Source organism: Chryseobacterium rhizosphaerae, assembly GCF_003385455.1.
Taxonomy (GTDB): Bacteria; Bacteroidota; Bacteroidia; order Flavobacteriales; family Weeksellaceae; genus Chryseobacterium; species Chryseobacterium rhizosphaerae.
In genome coordinates, this window is record NZ_QNUF01000024.1 from 1 (window position 1) to 14,252 (window position 14,252).

Below are 14,252 nucleotides of genomic sequence, written 5' to 3' on the forward strand. Positions count from 1 at the left end.
GTAGGCAGTGGTAGTAATACTGATATCCCTGAAATTATAGTTGGACCTCCGAGAGGTGGGGGAGGAATGTATTTCCCTCCTTACGACGGTGGAGGTGGATGTACAGCCTGCCCACCAGATCAAGGATCACCTTCGGGAGAGTGTCCCAAATATGGAGGGTGTAGCAGCAATGGAGGAGGTGGTATTGTAAATACTCCGCCGGTTTCAACTAAAGATCCTTGTGAGAAGCTTAAAAGTCAGGCTCTAAACCCTAATTTTAAGGCTAAAATTAATACATTGGAGTCAAATTTAGATAAGAAAAAGGAAACCGGATATGTGGAAAAAACAAATGGAAGCTTCGAGTATAAAGATAATGCCTCTGCAACTGAAGATACCAATTCATTAACTTTAGGTGATCCAACTCCTGACATGAAAGGCTATATGCATACGCATCCTAATGACTTTGAAGATTCTGAAGGGAATATGAGAATTGGGTTTAAAATATTTTCTCCGGCAGATGTCATCTATTTTAACCAGATGATCAGTAATGCACAAGCTAATGGTACACCATTAGATGATATCTATGCTGTAATGGTTTCTGGAAAAGGAAATTATCAGATCCGTTTTACAGGAAATGCAAATCAAATCAAAACTACTTATACAAATACAAAAACAGAATATAGGGAAATGTATAAGAAATACTTCGAAAAATATAAAGATAGATCTGACGAAATGAATTTTCTTAAATTTATGGAGGAAAAAATGTATGTAAAAGGAGTAAATCTTGTAAAAATAGAGAAAGATGGAACAATTACAAAAAAAACATTAAATACAGATAAAAGCGGTGTAACGAATTCACCTTGTTCATAATAAAAAAATAAAAAAATGAAAAATAGAATAATTTACACTTTATTGATTTTGGGTATAGTTTCCTGCAAAGCACAAACAATTACACTGAAACAATTATCAGAATGCCAAAATGGTTTATACCCTTGTCCAAGCTATACCAATGCAAAAGATACAGATAATTTATTAGAGAAATTTGTAGGAATTTGGAAAGGTACATATACAGATGGCAGAACGTATGAATTTCGTTTTACTAAAAAAAGTGACGATGGAGAACCCAATGAACGTAAATGGGATATTTTAATTGGTAAAATGGTAGTCAAAACTAGTAATGGAAATGTTTTATATAATTCATTAAATAATAATGATCTAAATAGTATAGGAGGATTTTATTTTGATAAAGAACTAAAAAAATATCAAATGTCTTATACAGCTAATGCGGATTGTAATGATGGAGGGTATGTTTATCTGTCCTTTCCGGATTCTAATAATTTAAACCAAATGAAGCTGGTTTTCATGCAGGATATGGATATTATTGCAAGTTGTCCTAATGGATATAAAACAGTAATACCCGATGCAAAAGCCATAATGCTTACAAAACAATAATCTAAAGCCTCTGATGGAAGAGGCTTTAATTTAAATATGAAAAATAAAATAGTTTATACTTTATTGATTTTGGGTATTGTTTCCTGTAGAGCTCAGACAATCTCTTTAGATCAATTATCGCAGTGTGAAAATAAACCTGATTGCCCTGATTATGTTTATCTTAAAGATACAAATAACAGGCTTAATAAATTTGTAGGAATATGGAAAGGAGCCTATACTGATGGTAGAACATACGAATTTCATTTTATAAAAAAGGAAAATGATGGAGGCTGGTTCAATGAAAAATTTTGGGACAGAATTATTGGAAGGTTTATAGCGAAGGATAATGTTGGAAATATTATATATAGCTCTATGAATAATAACGACTTGAATTCTATGAGTGGTTATTATTTTGATAAAAATTTAATAAAGTATCAAATGTACTATTCTGGAAATGCAGAGTGCAATGATAAAGGCTATGTTTATCTATCATTCCCTGATCCCAGTAACCTAAACCAAATGAAGCTGGTTTTCATGCAGGATATGGATATTATTGCAAGTTGTCCTAATGGATATAAAACAGTAATACCCGATGCAAAAGGCATCATCCTTATCAAGCAGTAATGGATAATAAAGATTATTGTTTATTATAACTAGAGCTATCTAAAATTTTGGATAGTTCTTTTGTTTTTATAGTTAATCATTATGATAGGGCTTTCCCTGCAGGATTTGATCAGCTCTGTAAAGCTGTTCAACAATAAATAACCGGATCATCTGGTGGGTAAATGTCATTTTAGATAATGACATTTTTTCATTGGCCCTGCTGTACATTTCTTCTGAAAAACCATATGCACCACCAATCAGGATATGTACTTTTTTTACAGAAGAGTTCATCCAATTGTCAATTTTCTGAGAAAATTCACGGCTGGTAAACTGTTTTCCTTTTTCATCCAGGATGACAACAAGATCGTTTTTGTCAATATGATTGAAGAATAGCTTAGCCTCTTCTTTTTTTAGAAGATCTGCAGATAAGTTTTTTGCATTTTTGACATCCGGGATTTCTGTAATTTCAAAATTCCAGTGCTTGGGCAGGCGATTGAGATAGTAATTGATCAGGGAAGTAATTTCTTTATCGTCCGTCTTGCCGATACAAAGTAAACTGATTCGCATTATAAGAAGTTTGAGGCCGCAAAGATAAGCCTTTTTAATTTATCAGGACCGATCCATATTTAGACTGTAAGCCCATATGAGCCATCCAACCAATCTTATATTTCCTTTCTCACATCTCAACATCTCCAGTCTCCGATCTCAACATCTCATGTCTCTACTCTCATAGCTCTCTGTCTCCAATCTTATTCCGCATTAATCCATAACACGGCTTTTATATCTGTTCCTGTAATCTGCAGGGGTTAATCCTGTAACTTTTTTAAACAAGGTCCTGAATGTTTTCAAATCATTATATCCGATACTGTAGGTGACATCAGCAATATTGCCTTCACCGGATTCCAATGCTTTTTTTGCTGCTTCTACTTTTATCCGTTGAATGTATTCTATGGGGTTCAATGTAGTAGCGGTCTTAAATCGTCGGATAAAGTTCCGTTTGCTCATATTCACCTGGCGGGCAATGTGCTCAACAGAAATGTCTGTTTTGAATTTTTTTTCGATATAGGTTTGCGCCTGGTGGATTTCATGGTCATTATGAAGACGTTGCCCTGAAAAAACGGTAAAAATGCTTTGAGATGTCCGTCCGTAGTCCAAAGCATAATACTTACTGAGTTCGATGGAAATTTCTTTGCTGCAGTTTTTTTCGATGAAATATAACAGGGCATTTAATGAAGAGAAGCCTCCGCCGCCGGTAATGATTGCTTTGGAGTGAGTAACTACATGATCGGGTTTAAAATCTATCTGTGGATATCTCTTTTGTAAATCTTCCATAGCTCCCCAATGTGAAGTAGCCGGCATCCCGTCGAGCAAACCGCACTCTGCCAAAAAATAAGCACCGGTACATAAGCTGATAATTTCGGCTTTTTCCTGATATTTTTCCTTTATCCAGTCAATCAATGCATGATTTTCTTTAAGTAATACATCTATTAGCAGAAGGTCCATACTTGTTGGAGGAATAATGATAACATCAGTATCAAATTTATCCGATATTGTTTTTGTACACTGAAATTGTATGGGAAGATTAGATTGTACCGTTTTCTGATGAACTCCAATTAGCTCTATACAAAAAGGAATAGGCATACCTCTTTTTACCGCAGCTTCATTCGCACTGGACAATAATGCTGCAGTGGTGGATACAGCAGTAGACATGATATGATCATACACTATAATTGAAATATGTTTCATGATATGGAGGCTAGGGATCTTAAAAATAAGCAAATTTTGGCACAAAATACACTACAGAATGTCATTTTAACGTAGGGACAGTCTGTAACAGCTGGCGTAATTTTACAAAAAGATTGGTTATGAAAACTATATTTAACAAAGCAGAAAGGGAAGAGCTGATTGAAAGGATCAATACACTGAATTCCCATAATATGGCCCAATGGGGTAAAATGAACCTGTATCAGATGATGAAACATTGTACCCGATGGAATGATTGGGTATTGGGAAACGGAGGGCATTCTTACAGGCAGGAGTTTCTGGGGAAGCTGTTTGGAAAAATGGTTTTAAAAGGTATGGTAAAAGATGATAAGCCGATGAAAAAGAATGCTCCAGCCGGTATCTTTACGATCAAAGAACAAAATGGAGATATACAGGATGAGAAAAAGATATGGCTTGCGCAGATGGCTGCTTATGAAAATTTTTCAAATCCGGAATTTATCCATGATTTTTTTGGCAAAATGAAAACAGAGGATATCGGTATTTTTGTGTACAAACATATGGATCATCATTTAAGACAGTTTAATGCCTGATGTTAAAACGTTATTTGAATTATTTTAAAACCTTTTTGTTTGCTTTAAAAAGTATTGCATCAATAACGACGAATATTTCAGGATTTTTATAATTCTTGTCTATCAACCTCAGTTCTATACAATTCAGCTTTGGAAGCAGGAGGCAGAAAATGTTTATATTTGTAATGAGAGATGAATAAAATTTACGGAAATGCTTATTAAAATGGGTGTTTTCAGATTTTTATTGCTCTCCTAATTGCCAAATTATAACATAGATGAGTATAAAGGTTCCCAGATTTATCCTGAAAGTTCAAGAGTTTTTTGATGACATTCATATTCCCGTTTTGGGAATATCGCTATGGCAGATGTTTCAAATTTATATCTCAGGGATTTTTAAAGGAAAAATAGGAAGAAAAGCAGCTGCTATTTCCTGGAGCTTTACCATCAGTTTATTTCCGTTTCTTCTGTTTTTACTTTCCGTTTTGCCTTATATGCCCCATTATGATAAGCTTCAGTTTTATATTTTCGAAGTGTTGATGCATAATGTTTTCCCTTCCAATATGGAGGGAGATGTCAGAGGATATATAGAAACCAATATTATTCCCAATATGAAAGGGATCAGTAATCTGACCATTGTGCTGGCATTAGTTTTTGCTACCAACGGTACATTTTCCCTTATCAATGGATTTAATGAAAATGCAGATGAAAAGCTCAGTGATGTCAAAGAATTTATTCTTTCATTTTTTATCACCATTGGCTTTATTACCATTGTATTTTTAGCCCTGTTCGGGGTTTACTATGTAGAGGTTGTCATGAAACTTTTTACACCGGCCTATGATGTTACATGGCTGGTAGATAACCTTTCCCGTATTATTGGATTTGTGTCTTTTCCGCTGTTTTACTTTATTCTTCTGACTTTATTTTACTGGCTGGGAACCGTGAAAATTACCCGTTTCAGACAGGCAGTGCCGGGAGCAGTCCTTACGACCATATTATTTGTTCTTACGACGTATATTTTCGCTATTTATGTTAAAGATATAGCCCGTTATAATGTGCTTTACGGTTCCATAGGGAGTATGATCCTGCTGATGGTTTGGGTGAATGTGAATGTCTATCTTCTTCTCTTTGGAAACGAACTGAATATGGCTATCAGAAAGCTTAGAATAGAGAAATTATTGTCTGATGAAATTCAAAAAGAGGCCGCTCATTACCACACTCAGATCACAGAACCGGATTTTGAGAATAATAAGGAACATCAATGGAAGCTGGAAAACCGGAAGAAAGATTAATTTTCTTCCAGCTCCGGACGTTCTTTAGAACTCATACTTAATATGGTATATCCTAGCACAGCAGCTAAGAATGAGGCAATCAGAATAGCAAATTTAGCTTCATTCTGGATCGGAATTTCGTTTTTAAAGGACAGTAATGCTATAAAAATAGACATGGTAAATCCGATTCCGGCCAGTAAACCTACACCGATCATTTGAACCCAGTTACTGTTTTGGGGTAAGGAACTCAATTTCATTTTGATCGCAATAAAGGAAAATAAATTAATTCCAATCAGCTTTCCTAATATAAGCCCACAGATAATTCCCAGTCCCAACGTACTTGTAATACCTGCAACCATTTCGCTGGAGAAAGTAATATTGGTGTTGGTTAATGCAAAAATAGGCATGATCAGAAAACTTACAGGAATGTGAAGCTTATGTTCAAGCTTTTCCAAAGGCGAAATATCTACATGAGAAGCATTCGTTGGAATTGAAAATGCAAGTAAAACCCCGGCGATTGTTGCATGGATACCTGAATGATGAAGGAAATACCACAAAAATAGTCCCGGAATAATATAAAATATAATACGGGTAACCTTTAAAAAATTTAATAGGAAAAGAAGAGCAGCCACTCCCAGTGATAACAGGAGATAGCTCCAATGGATCTGCTCCGTATAGAAGATAGCAATAACCAAGATCGCTCCCAGATCATCTACAATTGCTAAGGCAGCAAGAAATATCTTGATTGAATTGGGAATTCTCTTTCCCAGCATTGAAATAATAGCCAGTGAGAAAGCAATATCTGTAGCCATAGGGATTCCCCAGCCACTGCCATATTCCGTTCCGGAATTGAATATACTGTAGATAACTGCAGGAACCAGCATTCCGCCTACTGCAGCAAAAATAGGCAGCGAAGCATTCTTAAAAGAAGATAGCTCGCCTTCTACAAGCTCTCTTTTTATTTCAAGACCTACCAAAAGAAAAAATACAGCCATCAGACCGTCATTGATCCAGATGCTGACAGGATATTCCAATCCAAATAGGTGAGTCCCTACTTCCTTGTCTAAAAAGTGCTGAAATGCTTCAGCAGCTGATGAATTGGCAATCAGCAATGAAATAAGCACACAGAAGATAAGAATGATTCCTGAAGCCTGACTGTTGTTGAAAAATTTTTTAAAATAAAGAGATAAATTCATATTTATGATTGTAGACGTCTTACAATGGAAACGCCGTTAATACTTTTAAGTTTTTTGAAAGTTTCCTCCAGTTGACCCTTATTTTTTACTTCAAGGTTGATGTTTCCTGTGAAAACTCCATTGTTCGATTCAATAGACATACTTTTCATATCCATTCCCATACTTCCACTGATGACGGCCGTGATGTCATTAATCATTCCCATTCTGTCCAGTCCTTCAATTTCGATTTTCACTCTGTCTTTGAAGCTTTCTGCATTTACCCATTTGGCAGGGATGACGCGATAATCGTATTGCGCTCTAAGGTTGATGGCATTCGGACAGTTGTCACTGTGTACTTTGATCCCATCAGAAATGGTAATAAATCCGAAAATTTTGTCACCGGGAATTACGGTACAGCATTTTGCATAGCTGTAGTTCAGTTTTTCTTCATCCTTACCAAAAACAATCATGTCCAGGTTTTCCTCTTTCGGCTCTTCGAAATGTTGATTTTTTGTAGGAGATTTTCTGAATCTTGAAAGCAGGTTGTTGAATACGTTTTTACTTTCAATGTATTTTCTTAAGCTGCTTACATCCAGTTCGTTACTTTGGAATTTAAGGAAGAGCTCTTGTGATGATTTTAAATTAAAGAATTTTTGAAGTTTATTAATCTCCTCGTCATTAAAGTTGATCTTTGCATGACGCAGTTTTCTTTGTAAAATTTCTTTTCCATCTTCTACCAGCTGATTTTTCTGCGAATTCAGATAACTTTTGATCTTGGATTTGGCCTTGGAAGTCACTACAAATTCCAGCCAGTCAGATTTTGGTTTCTGATTTTGAGAAGATAGAATGTCGACCTGATCACCGTTTTGAAGCGTGTAGGAAATAGGAACCAGTTTCCCATTGATCTTCGCTCCTAAGCACTTCATTCCCAAATCCGAGTGAACGGAAAAAGCAAAATCCAGAGCAGTGGCATTGGTTGGCAGAATCTTGATTTCTCCTTTAGGTGTAAATACAAATACCTCTTTAGAATATAAATTAAGTTTAATATTATCCAAAAGCTCGGAGGTAGAAAGGTTCTGTTGCTGTTCAAGCACATCACGGATCTCCGTTACCCATTTTTCAAAATTCCTGTCATCGGAGCTTTGTTTATAGCCCTCTTTGTATTTGTAGTGGGCAGCAACTCCTTTTTCAGCAATTTCATCCATTCTTTCGGAACGGATCTGTACTTCGATCCATTTTTTATCAGGCCCCAGAACAGTCAAATGTAAACTTTCGTAGCCTGTTGAACGCGGTTGTGTGATCCAGTCCCGCATTCTGGAAGGATTACTGTGGTATACGTCGGTAACGATAGAATAAATCTTCCAGGCCAGGAATTTTTCGTTTTTAGCATCAGATTTATAAATAATTCTGATCGCATAGTTATCAAAAACCTCTTCAAAAGAAACACCCTGTTTCAGCATTTTCCTGTAAATAGAGGAAATAGCTTTTGCTCGGCCTTTGATGGTGAAGTTCAGTCCTTCTTCTTTCAGTCTCTCTGAAACCTCGGTTTTGAATTCCTCAATATATCTTTCACGGTTTTCTTTAGCCAATTCCAACTTTTCCGTGATTTCATTATATACCTCAGGATTGTTGTACTTTAATGAAAGATCTTCCAGCTCAGATTTAATATTATACAAACCTAAACGGTGAGCCATGGGTGCATAAATATAAACTGTTTCTGAAGCGATCTTTTTTTGCTTATCCGGAGCCATACTCTCCAAAGTCCGCATATTGTGAAGACGGTCCGCAATTTTGATAAGAATTACCCTGAAATCTTCAGACAGTGTCAGTAAAAGTTTTCTGTAATTTTCAGACTGTACGGAGATATTCTGGTGGTTCATGATGGATATTTTGGTCAATCCATTCACGATGCTTGCGATTTTCTCTCCAAAGATTTTCTTCAGATCTTCATAGGTATAGTCGGAATCTTCAATAACGTCGTGAAGAAGAGCACAGGCAATGGAAGTTGCTCCCAGCCCAATTTCAGTCGCTACAATTTTAGCAACAGCAATAGGATGGTAGATATAGGGCTCTCCGGATTTTCTCCTTTGATCCTTATGGGCGTCCAAAGCAATATCGAAGGCTTTTCGGATGAGTTTGTTGTTTTCCTCATCCAAAGTCCTGTAGGTGTTAGAAATCAGATCTTTATATCTCGCAAGGATTTCTTTATTCTCTTGTTCTAAGTCGTAACTCATTTGTGTAAATACCTATATTTAGACGAAAATACGAAAAATTTTACGTTTTTCAAACATAAAAAATCCGTAGAATATTTCTACGGATTCCCGGTTACTAGGTTTTTATATTGATTAGAACTTTACTTCAGAATTCATACCGTCACTTGACGTTTTGATCTTAATGTCAGGACTGTTATGGATTTCAGCCCTGTTTCTTGCATCGATATATTTTTTAATAGTGTCGTAATTGGCCTGATCGATGCTCATATTTTCAAACAAATACGTCTTTAAGACAATATGCTGGTTGAAAATGTTCCGGGCACTCTCTGCCTGGCTGCTGTCCTTCACCGCCACACTCGCCAGATATTGTGTGTGATTATCTTCGCTATTAAGGTATATGATGTAATCTGAATTTCCGAATCCTGAGTTTTCCAGATCATTTTCAAGCTTTTTGTAATCGCTGTTGTGCTCAAATAGCCCAGCTAATATATTTGACATAATTAATGGGTTTTAAAGTTGTTATTAAAGTTAGTAATAATTTTCCGATTTATTTAAATAAAAAACAATAAAATTTATCTATTAATGTTCTATCTATAATACAATGTTAAAATTTTTAAGAATGTCTATTGAACGCATGTTTAATATTGTGATTAAAGTAAATCATAATATTTCTCATACAACATCTGTAGGTTCCTCTGATACCAAGGGATTGAAAATCATTGCCGTGATGTAAGTCTAATTTATCTCTCGCTGATTTATGAGGTTTTCCATGTATTTGTATACTGTGTTTAACTTTCAGAAAAACTGAAAATCAATGCTGCTTGATGACAGGTAATATAAAAAGAGACCGCTTCAATGGTTGAAACGGCCTCTGTATTTACATGCTGGAAGTAATTAAATTCTTTCATTCTTAATTTCCTCTACAATCTCCGGGTTCAGTAAAGTACTGATGTCTCCGAAGTTGCTAAAGTCGCCTTCCGCAATTTTTCTCAATATTCTACGCATGATTTTTCCGGAACGGGTTTTAGGAAGTCCTGAAACGAATTGGATCTTATCAAGCTTGGCAATAGGTCCGATCTGATCAGAAATCAACTGGTTAATTTCTTTCTTAAGATTTTCCTTATCACGCCCCTCTCCGGACTCCTTAAGCATAACATACCCGTATAAAGCGTTTCCTTTAATATCATGTGGATATCCTACGATTGCTGATTCTGCAACAGCTGGATGTTGGTTGATACTGTCTTCAATAGGAGCTGTTCCTAGATTATGTCCCGAAACAATGATCACATCATCCACACGGCCTGTAATTCTGTAATAACCCACCTCGTCTCTTAAAGCTCCATCTCCTGTAAAATATTTTCCAGGGAAAGCTGTAAAATATGTTTCTTTATACCTTTGATGATCTCCCCAGATTGTTCTTGCAATTCCTGGCCATGGGAAGCGGATGCAGAGATTTCCTGTCACCTGGTTTCCTGTAATTTCGTTGCGCTTGTCATCCATTAAAACCGGCTGTATTCCAGGTAAAGGAAGTGTAGCATAGGTTGGTTTTGTAGGAGTTACAAATGGAAGAGGTGAAATCATAATCCCTCCCGTTTCGGTTTGCCACCACGTATCCACAATCGGACATTTTTTCTTTCCAACATGATCATTGAACCAGTGCCATGCTTCATCATTAATAGGTTCACCTACAGAGCCTATTACTTTTAAAGAGCTTAAATCATGCTTGTCTACCCACTCTGCGCTTTCTTTAGCTAAAGAACGGATCGCGGTAGGAGCGGTATAGAACTGCGTGATCTTATGTTTTTCAATCACTTCCCAGAAACGGTCCGGTTCAGGGTAGGTAGGAACTCCTTCAAAGATAACGGTAGTAGCACCGTTTAATAACGGTCCGTAAAGAATGTAAGAATGCCCCGTGATCCATCCGATGTCTGCTGTACACCAGTAAATATCATTTTCTTTATAGTTGAATACATTTTTGAAAGTATAAGCGGTATACACCATATAACCGGCGCAGGTATGAAGCATTCCTTTCGGTTTTCCGGTAGATCCGGAAGTATAAAGGATGAAAAGAGGATCTTCGGAATCCATAATGACCGTAACGAAATCAGGAGATGCTTTTTCATACAGATCAGCCAGCCAATGGTCTCTGCCGTCCTTCATTTTAATCTCATTATGAGTTCTTTTTACCACCAGTACATTTTCTACAGTCGGGGTTTTTTCCAGGGCCTCATCTACAATGCTTTTTAAATCCAAAACTTTATTCCCTCTATAACTTCCATCTGAAGTAATAACCATTTTAGCTTCACAGTCATTCACCCTTGAGGCTACTGCAGCAGCTGAGAACCCTGCAAAAATAACAGAGTGAACAGCTCCTAATTTAGCACAAGCCAGCATCGTAACTGCTAATTCAGGAATCATCGGGAGATAAATACATACTCTGTCTCCTTTTTCAATGCCCATATCCCGTAAAACATTGGCTGTTTTGTTGACGCGGGTGTAGAGTTCGTTATAAGATATATGCTGAGCTTCTTCTTTAGGGTCATTGGGTTCCCAGATAATAGCTGTTTTGTCTCCTCTTATGGCAAGGTGCCTGTCGATACAGTTTTTCGTAATATTGAGTTTGGCATTTTTGAACCATGTGATTTTTGCTTCATTCATATCATACTTAACCACCTTGCTCCATCGCTGATACCACACGAAGTTTTGATCCGCTACTTTATCCCAGAATTTCTTAGGATTTTTGATAGACTTTTTATAATCTTCAAAATATTGTGGTAAATCTTCTATTAAGTAATTTCTCATATCCCTTTCGTTTTTTTGAAATTTTATTATACTTTAAATTTATGTTTAAATTCTCGTTTAAGCCTTATAAACCTCGATTTTTTCCTGGATTTCTTCAATGATTTTCTCATCATCAATGGTCGATGGAATCTGAAAATCTTTCCCATCAAGCAATGTTCTGATCAGCTTTCTTAAAATCTTTCCGGATCGTGTTTTGGGTAAGCGCTTGACAACCATAGCGTTTTTTAAAAAGGCTACCGCACCAATTTTTTCACGAACCATTTTGATGATCTCTTTTTCTATTTCCTCTTCTGAAACTCGTGTTCCGTTTTTTAAAACCACTGTTGCAAAAGGAATCTGACCCTTTAAGTCATCATCAATACCCACAACAGCACATTCTGCGACATCAGGATGGGATGAGACAATTTCTTCCATTTCCGAGGTGGAAAGCCTGTGTCCGGCAACATTGATTACATCATCCACTCTTCCGGTAATAAAAATGTAACCATCTTCATCCTGGATAGCGCCGTCTCCCGAAAAATAATAACCGTTGTATTGGGATAGATAGCTGTCCTCAAAGCGTTCATAGTCTTTCCATATTCCAAGTAATGCACCCGGAGGAAGGGGGAGTTTGATCACAAGGTAGCCTTCGTGATGAGGGTCGAGTTCTAATCCGTTTTCATCAAAAATTTTAATATCATATCCAGGAATAGGTTTTCCTGCAGAAGCTCTTTTGATGGTATACTGATCTGAAGTCAGTAATCCCAGCATGGGCCATCCTGATTCTGTTTGCCACCAATGATCAATAGCCGGAACTCCGATATGCTCTGCAAACCAGTCCAGTGTTGCTACATCACAGCGCTCGCCTGCTAAAAACTGTTTTTTAAAATGGGAAAGATCATATTTTTTGACCAATTCTCCATTGGGGTCTTCTTTCTTGATGGCCCTGATAGCGGTAGGAGCCGTAAACATAACGGAAACCTTATATTCTGAAATAATTCTCCAGAAAGTTCCCGCATCAGGAGTCATGATAGGCTTTCCTTCAAAAATAACGGTCGTATTTCTATTGATCAACGGTCCATACACAGAAAAACTATGCCCAACGGCCCATCCGAAATCAGAAGCTGCCCAGTAGGTTTCTCCCGGTTCAACTCCATACACATATTTCATAGAGAATTGTAGGGCTGTAGCATAGCCCCCGGTATCACGGACGATCCCTTTAGGTTTTCCCGTAGTTCCGGATGTATAAAGAAGGTAAAGAGGGTGGGTAGATTCCACTGAAATACAATCAGCCGGTGCTGACTTCTGTACCAGCTCTTCATAATCAATGAGTCCGTCAAACATTTCATGCTGGTTATCTACCAATTTTCTGTTGTAAACGACAATATGGTCCACTTTATCCTGGGCCAGTTCAATTGCTTTTTCTACCAAAGGAAGATAGGGGATTCTTTTAGCGATTTCTATACCTGCTGTAGCGGTGATTAATACTTTCGGTTTGCAGTCGTCAATTCTCACCACCAATTCATGAGGGGCAAAACCGCCAAAAACCACATTATGAATAACTCCAATTCTTGCGCATGCCAGCATGGCAAAAAGGGTTTGCGGTATCATGGGCATATAGATGACTGCGGTGTCTCCTTTTTTTAATCCTAAAGAAGATAATCCTCCCGCAAATTTTGAAATTTCTTCCTTGGCCTGATTGAAAGTATAGGTTTTCTTCGCACCGGTTACGGGTGAATCATAAACAAGGGCATTCTGATCCCCAAAACCATCTTCAATATGCCTGTCAATACATAAATGACACATATTAAGTTTTCCGTCAGAAAACCATTGAGGGTAACCGTTACCATCTTTGGAAAGGATCTTTTGTGGGAACTCAAACCATTGTATTTCTGCGGCCTGGTCTTTCCAGAAGCCTTCTTTATCTTCTATACTTTGTTTAAATAACGTATCTGTCTTCATAACAATAGTCGTGTGTTTGGTTTAATACCCTTGTCAAGGTTTTAAACCTTGACAAGGGTAAGTAGTCGTTTTAGTGTGATCTAAAGGCGAAACAGTCCCTTCTTTTCATCTCATGTCTCATATCTCATATCTCGTGTCTCTTATCTCTTATCTCTTATCTGAAATCCGGCATCTCCCCTCTATCCAAACATTTCCTCAATCTGCTGCATCAGTTTCTTAATCGAGTAAGGTTTTGTTACATAGGCGTCAGCTCCCATTTCAAGACCTTTTTCAATGTCTCTCGGGTTATTTTTGGCGCTGAGAAAGATGACTTTTGTGTCTTTCATTTTGTCATCCTGTTTGATGAGATCCAGCGTGCTGTATCCATCAAGATTAGGCATCATGATATCGAGGAGGATTACATCGGGAACCATTGTTTTTAAGAATTCCAGAACTTCTGTTCCGTCGCGTGCAATATAGACGTCATATCCGTTTTTCTTAAAGCTGTATTCCAGCGACATTAATATTTTGTGTTCGTCGTCTGCAATGATTATCTTTCTCATAGGT

The 14,252-nt window shown here is 37.1% G+C and carries 12 protein-coding genes and 1 pseudogene; 5 read left to right on the top strand and 8 right to left on the bottom strand.

Going from position 1 to position 14,252, the window contains the following annotated elements:
• From DRF57_RS23690 to DRF57_RS17525, 3 genes and pseudogenes are all read left to right on the top strand, one after another.
• Nucleotides 1-849: pseudogene (locus DRF57_RS23690) on the top strand (hypothetical protein); the annotation flags it as partial.
• Between the two features lie 15 nt (nucleotides 850-864).
• On the top strand, nucleotides 865-1,431 hold the full coding sequence (locus DRF57_RS17520) for a DUF6705 family protein (RefSeq protein ID WP_115919897.1): 567 nt from the start codon (nucleotides 865-867) through the stop codon (nucleotides 1,429-1,431).
• A 36-nt stretch (nucleotides 1,432-1,467) separates the two neighbouring features.
• Complete coding sequence (locus tag DRF57_RS17525; protein WP_115919899.1) at nucleotides 1,468-2,034, top strand: DUF6705 family protein; 567 nt, start codon at nucleotides 1,468-1,470, stop codon at nucleotides 2,032-2,034.
• 72 nt (nucleotides 2,035-2,106) lie between these two features.
• Here DRF57_RS17525 and DRF57_RS17530 read toward each other — a convergent pair whose 3' ends face one another.
• Together DRF57_RS17530 and DRF57_RS17535 are read right to left on the bottom strand one after the other, a co-directional pair.
• Nucleotides 2,107-2,580: a 23S rRNA (pseudouridine(1915)-N(3))-methyltransferase RlmH gene (locus DRF57_RS17530; RefSeq protein ID WP_047485233.1), complete on the bottom strand. Its 474-nt coding sequence runs from the start codon at nucleotides 2,578-2,580 to the stop codon at nucleotides 2,107-2,109.
• Between the two features lie 192 nt (nucleotides 2,581-2,772).
• Nucleotides 2,773-3,759 (bottom strand): GlxA family transcriptional regulator, encoded by a 987-nt coding sequence (locus DRF57_RS17535; RefSeq protein WP_115919901.1) that lies wholly within the window; start codon nucleotides 3,757-3,759, stop codon nucleotides 2,773-2,775.
• A gap of 119 nt (nucleotides 3,760-3,878) precedes the next feature.
• Here DRF57_RS17535 and DRF57_RS17540 point away from each other — a divergent pair, with 119 nt between their 5' ends.
• Both DRF57_RS17540 and DRF57_RS17545 read left to right on the top strand, forming a co-directional pair.
• On the top strand, nucleotides 3,879-4,328 hold the full coding sequence (locus DRF57_RS17540) for a DUF1569 domain-containing protein (RefSeq protein WP_115919903.1): 450 nt from the start codon (nucleotides 3,879-3,881) through the stop codon (nucleotides 4,326-4,328).
• A gap of 254 nt (nucleotides 4,329-4,582) precedes the next feature.
• Nucleotides 4,583-5,596, top strand: a complete 1,014-nt coding sequence (locus DRF57_RS17545; RefSeq protein WP_047485226.1) for a YihY/virulence factor BrkB family protein — start codon at nucleotides 4,583-4,585, stop codon at nucleotides 5,594-5,596.
• On the opposite strand, the gene nhaA is transcribed toward DRF57_RS17545, so the two are convergent.
• The 6 genes from nhaA to DRF57_RS17575 form a co-directional block, all read right to left on the bottom strand.
• A complete protein-coding gene (gene nhaA / locus DRF57_RS17550; RefSeq protein ID WP_115919905.1) occupies nucleotides 5,593-6,771 on the bottom strand; it encodes a Na+/H+ antiporter NhaA in 1,179 nt (392 codons plus the stop codon). The genes DRF57_RS17545 and nhaA overlap by 4 nt on opposite strands.
• A 2-nt stretch (nucleotides 6,772-6,773) precedes the next feature.
• Nucleotides 6,774-8,984, bottom strand: coding sequence for a RelA/SpoT family protein (locus DRF57_RS17555; protein ID WP_047485221.1), 2,211 nt, complete (start codon nucleotides 8,982-8,984; stop codon nucleotides 6,774-6,776).
• Between the two features lie 111 nt (nucleotides 8,985-9,095).
• A complete protein-coding gene (locus DRF57_RS17560; protein ID WP_115919907.1) occupies nucleotides 9,096-9,461 on the bottom strand; it encodes a hypothetical protein in 366 nt (121 codons plus the stop codon).
• Between the two features lie 396 nt (nucleotides 9,462-9,857).
• A complete protein-coding gene (gene acs / locus DRF57_RS17565) occupies nucleotides 9,858-11,765 on the bottom strand; it encodes an acetate--CoA ligase (protein WP_047485215.1) in 1,908 nt (635 codons plus the stop codon).
• 57 nt (nucleotides 11,766-11,822) lie between these two features.
• Nucleotides 11,823-13,706, bottom strand: coding sequence for an AMP-binding protein (locus DRF57_RS17570; protein WP_115919909.1), 1,884 nt, complete (start codon nucleotides 13,704-13,706; stop codon nucleotides 11,823-11,825).
• A 179-nt stretch (nucleotides 13,707-13,885) separates the two neighbouring features.
• Nucleotides 13,886-14,248 carry a response regulator transcription factor gene (locus DRF57_RS17575; protein ID WP_047485210.1) on the bottom strand — a complete coding sequence of 121 codons (363 nt, stop codon included), beginning with the start codon at nucleotides 14,246-14,248 and terminating at the stop codon, nucleotides 13,886-13,888.
• Nucleotides 14,249-14,252: the final 4 nt, after the last annotated feature.

Coding starts and splice junctions, on each gene's coding strand:
- DRF57_RS17520 (WP_115919897.1), top strand. CDS start 865: ATGAAAAATAGAATAATTTACACTTTATTGATTTTGGGTATAGTTTCC.
- DRF57_RS17525 (WP_115919899.1), top strand. CDS start 1,468: ATGAAAAATAAAATAGTTTATACTTTATTGATTTTGGGTATTGTTTCC.
- DRF57_RS17530 (WP_047485233.1), bottom strand. CDS start 2,580: ATGCGAATCAGTTTACTTTGTATCGGCAAGACGGACGATAAAGAAATT.
- DRF57_RS17535 (WP_115919901.1), bottom strand. CDS start 3,759: ATGAAACATATTTCAATTATAGTGTATGATCATATCATGTCTACTGCT.
- DRF57_RS17540 (WP_115919903.1), top strand. CDS start 3,879: ATGAAAACTATATTTAACAAAGCAGAAAGGGAAGAGCTGATTGAAAGG.
- DRF57_RS17545 (WP_047485226.1), top strand. CDS start 4,583: ATGAGTATAAAGGTTCCCAGATTTATCCTGAAAGTTCAAGAGTTTTTT.
- nhaA (WP_115919905.1), bottom strand. CDS start 6,771: ATGAATTTATCTCTTTATTTTAAAAAATTTTTCAACAACAGTCAGGCT.
- DRF57_RS17555 (WP_047485221.1), bottom strand. CDS start 8,984: ATGAGTTACGACTTAGAACAAGAGAATAAAGAAATCCTTGCGAGATAT.
- DRF57_RS17560 (WP_115919907.1), bottom strand. CDS start 9,461: ATGTCAAATATATTAGCTGGGCTATTTGAGCACAACAGCGATTACAAA.
- acs (WP_047485215.1), bottom strand. CDS start 11,765: ATGAGAAATTACTTAATAGAAGATTTACCACAATATTTTGAAGATTAT.
- DRF57_RS17570 (WP_115919909.1), bottom strand. CDS start 13,706: ATGAAGACAGATACGTTATTTAAACAAAGTATAGAAGATAAAGAAGGC.
- DRF57_RS17575 (WP_047485210.1), bottom strand. CDS start 14,248: ATGAGAAAGATAATCATTGCAGACGACGAACACAAAATATTAATGTCG.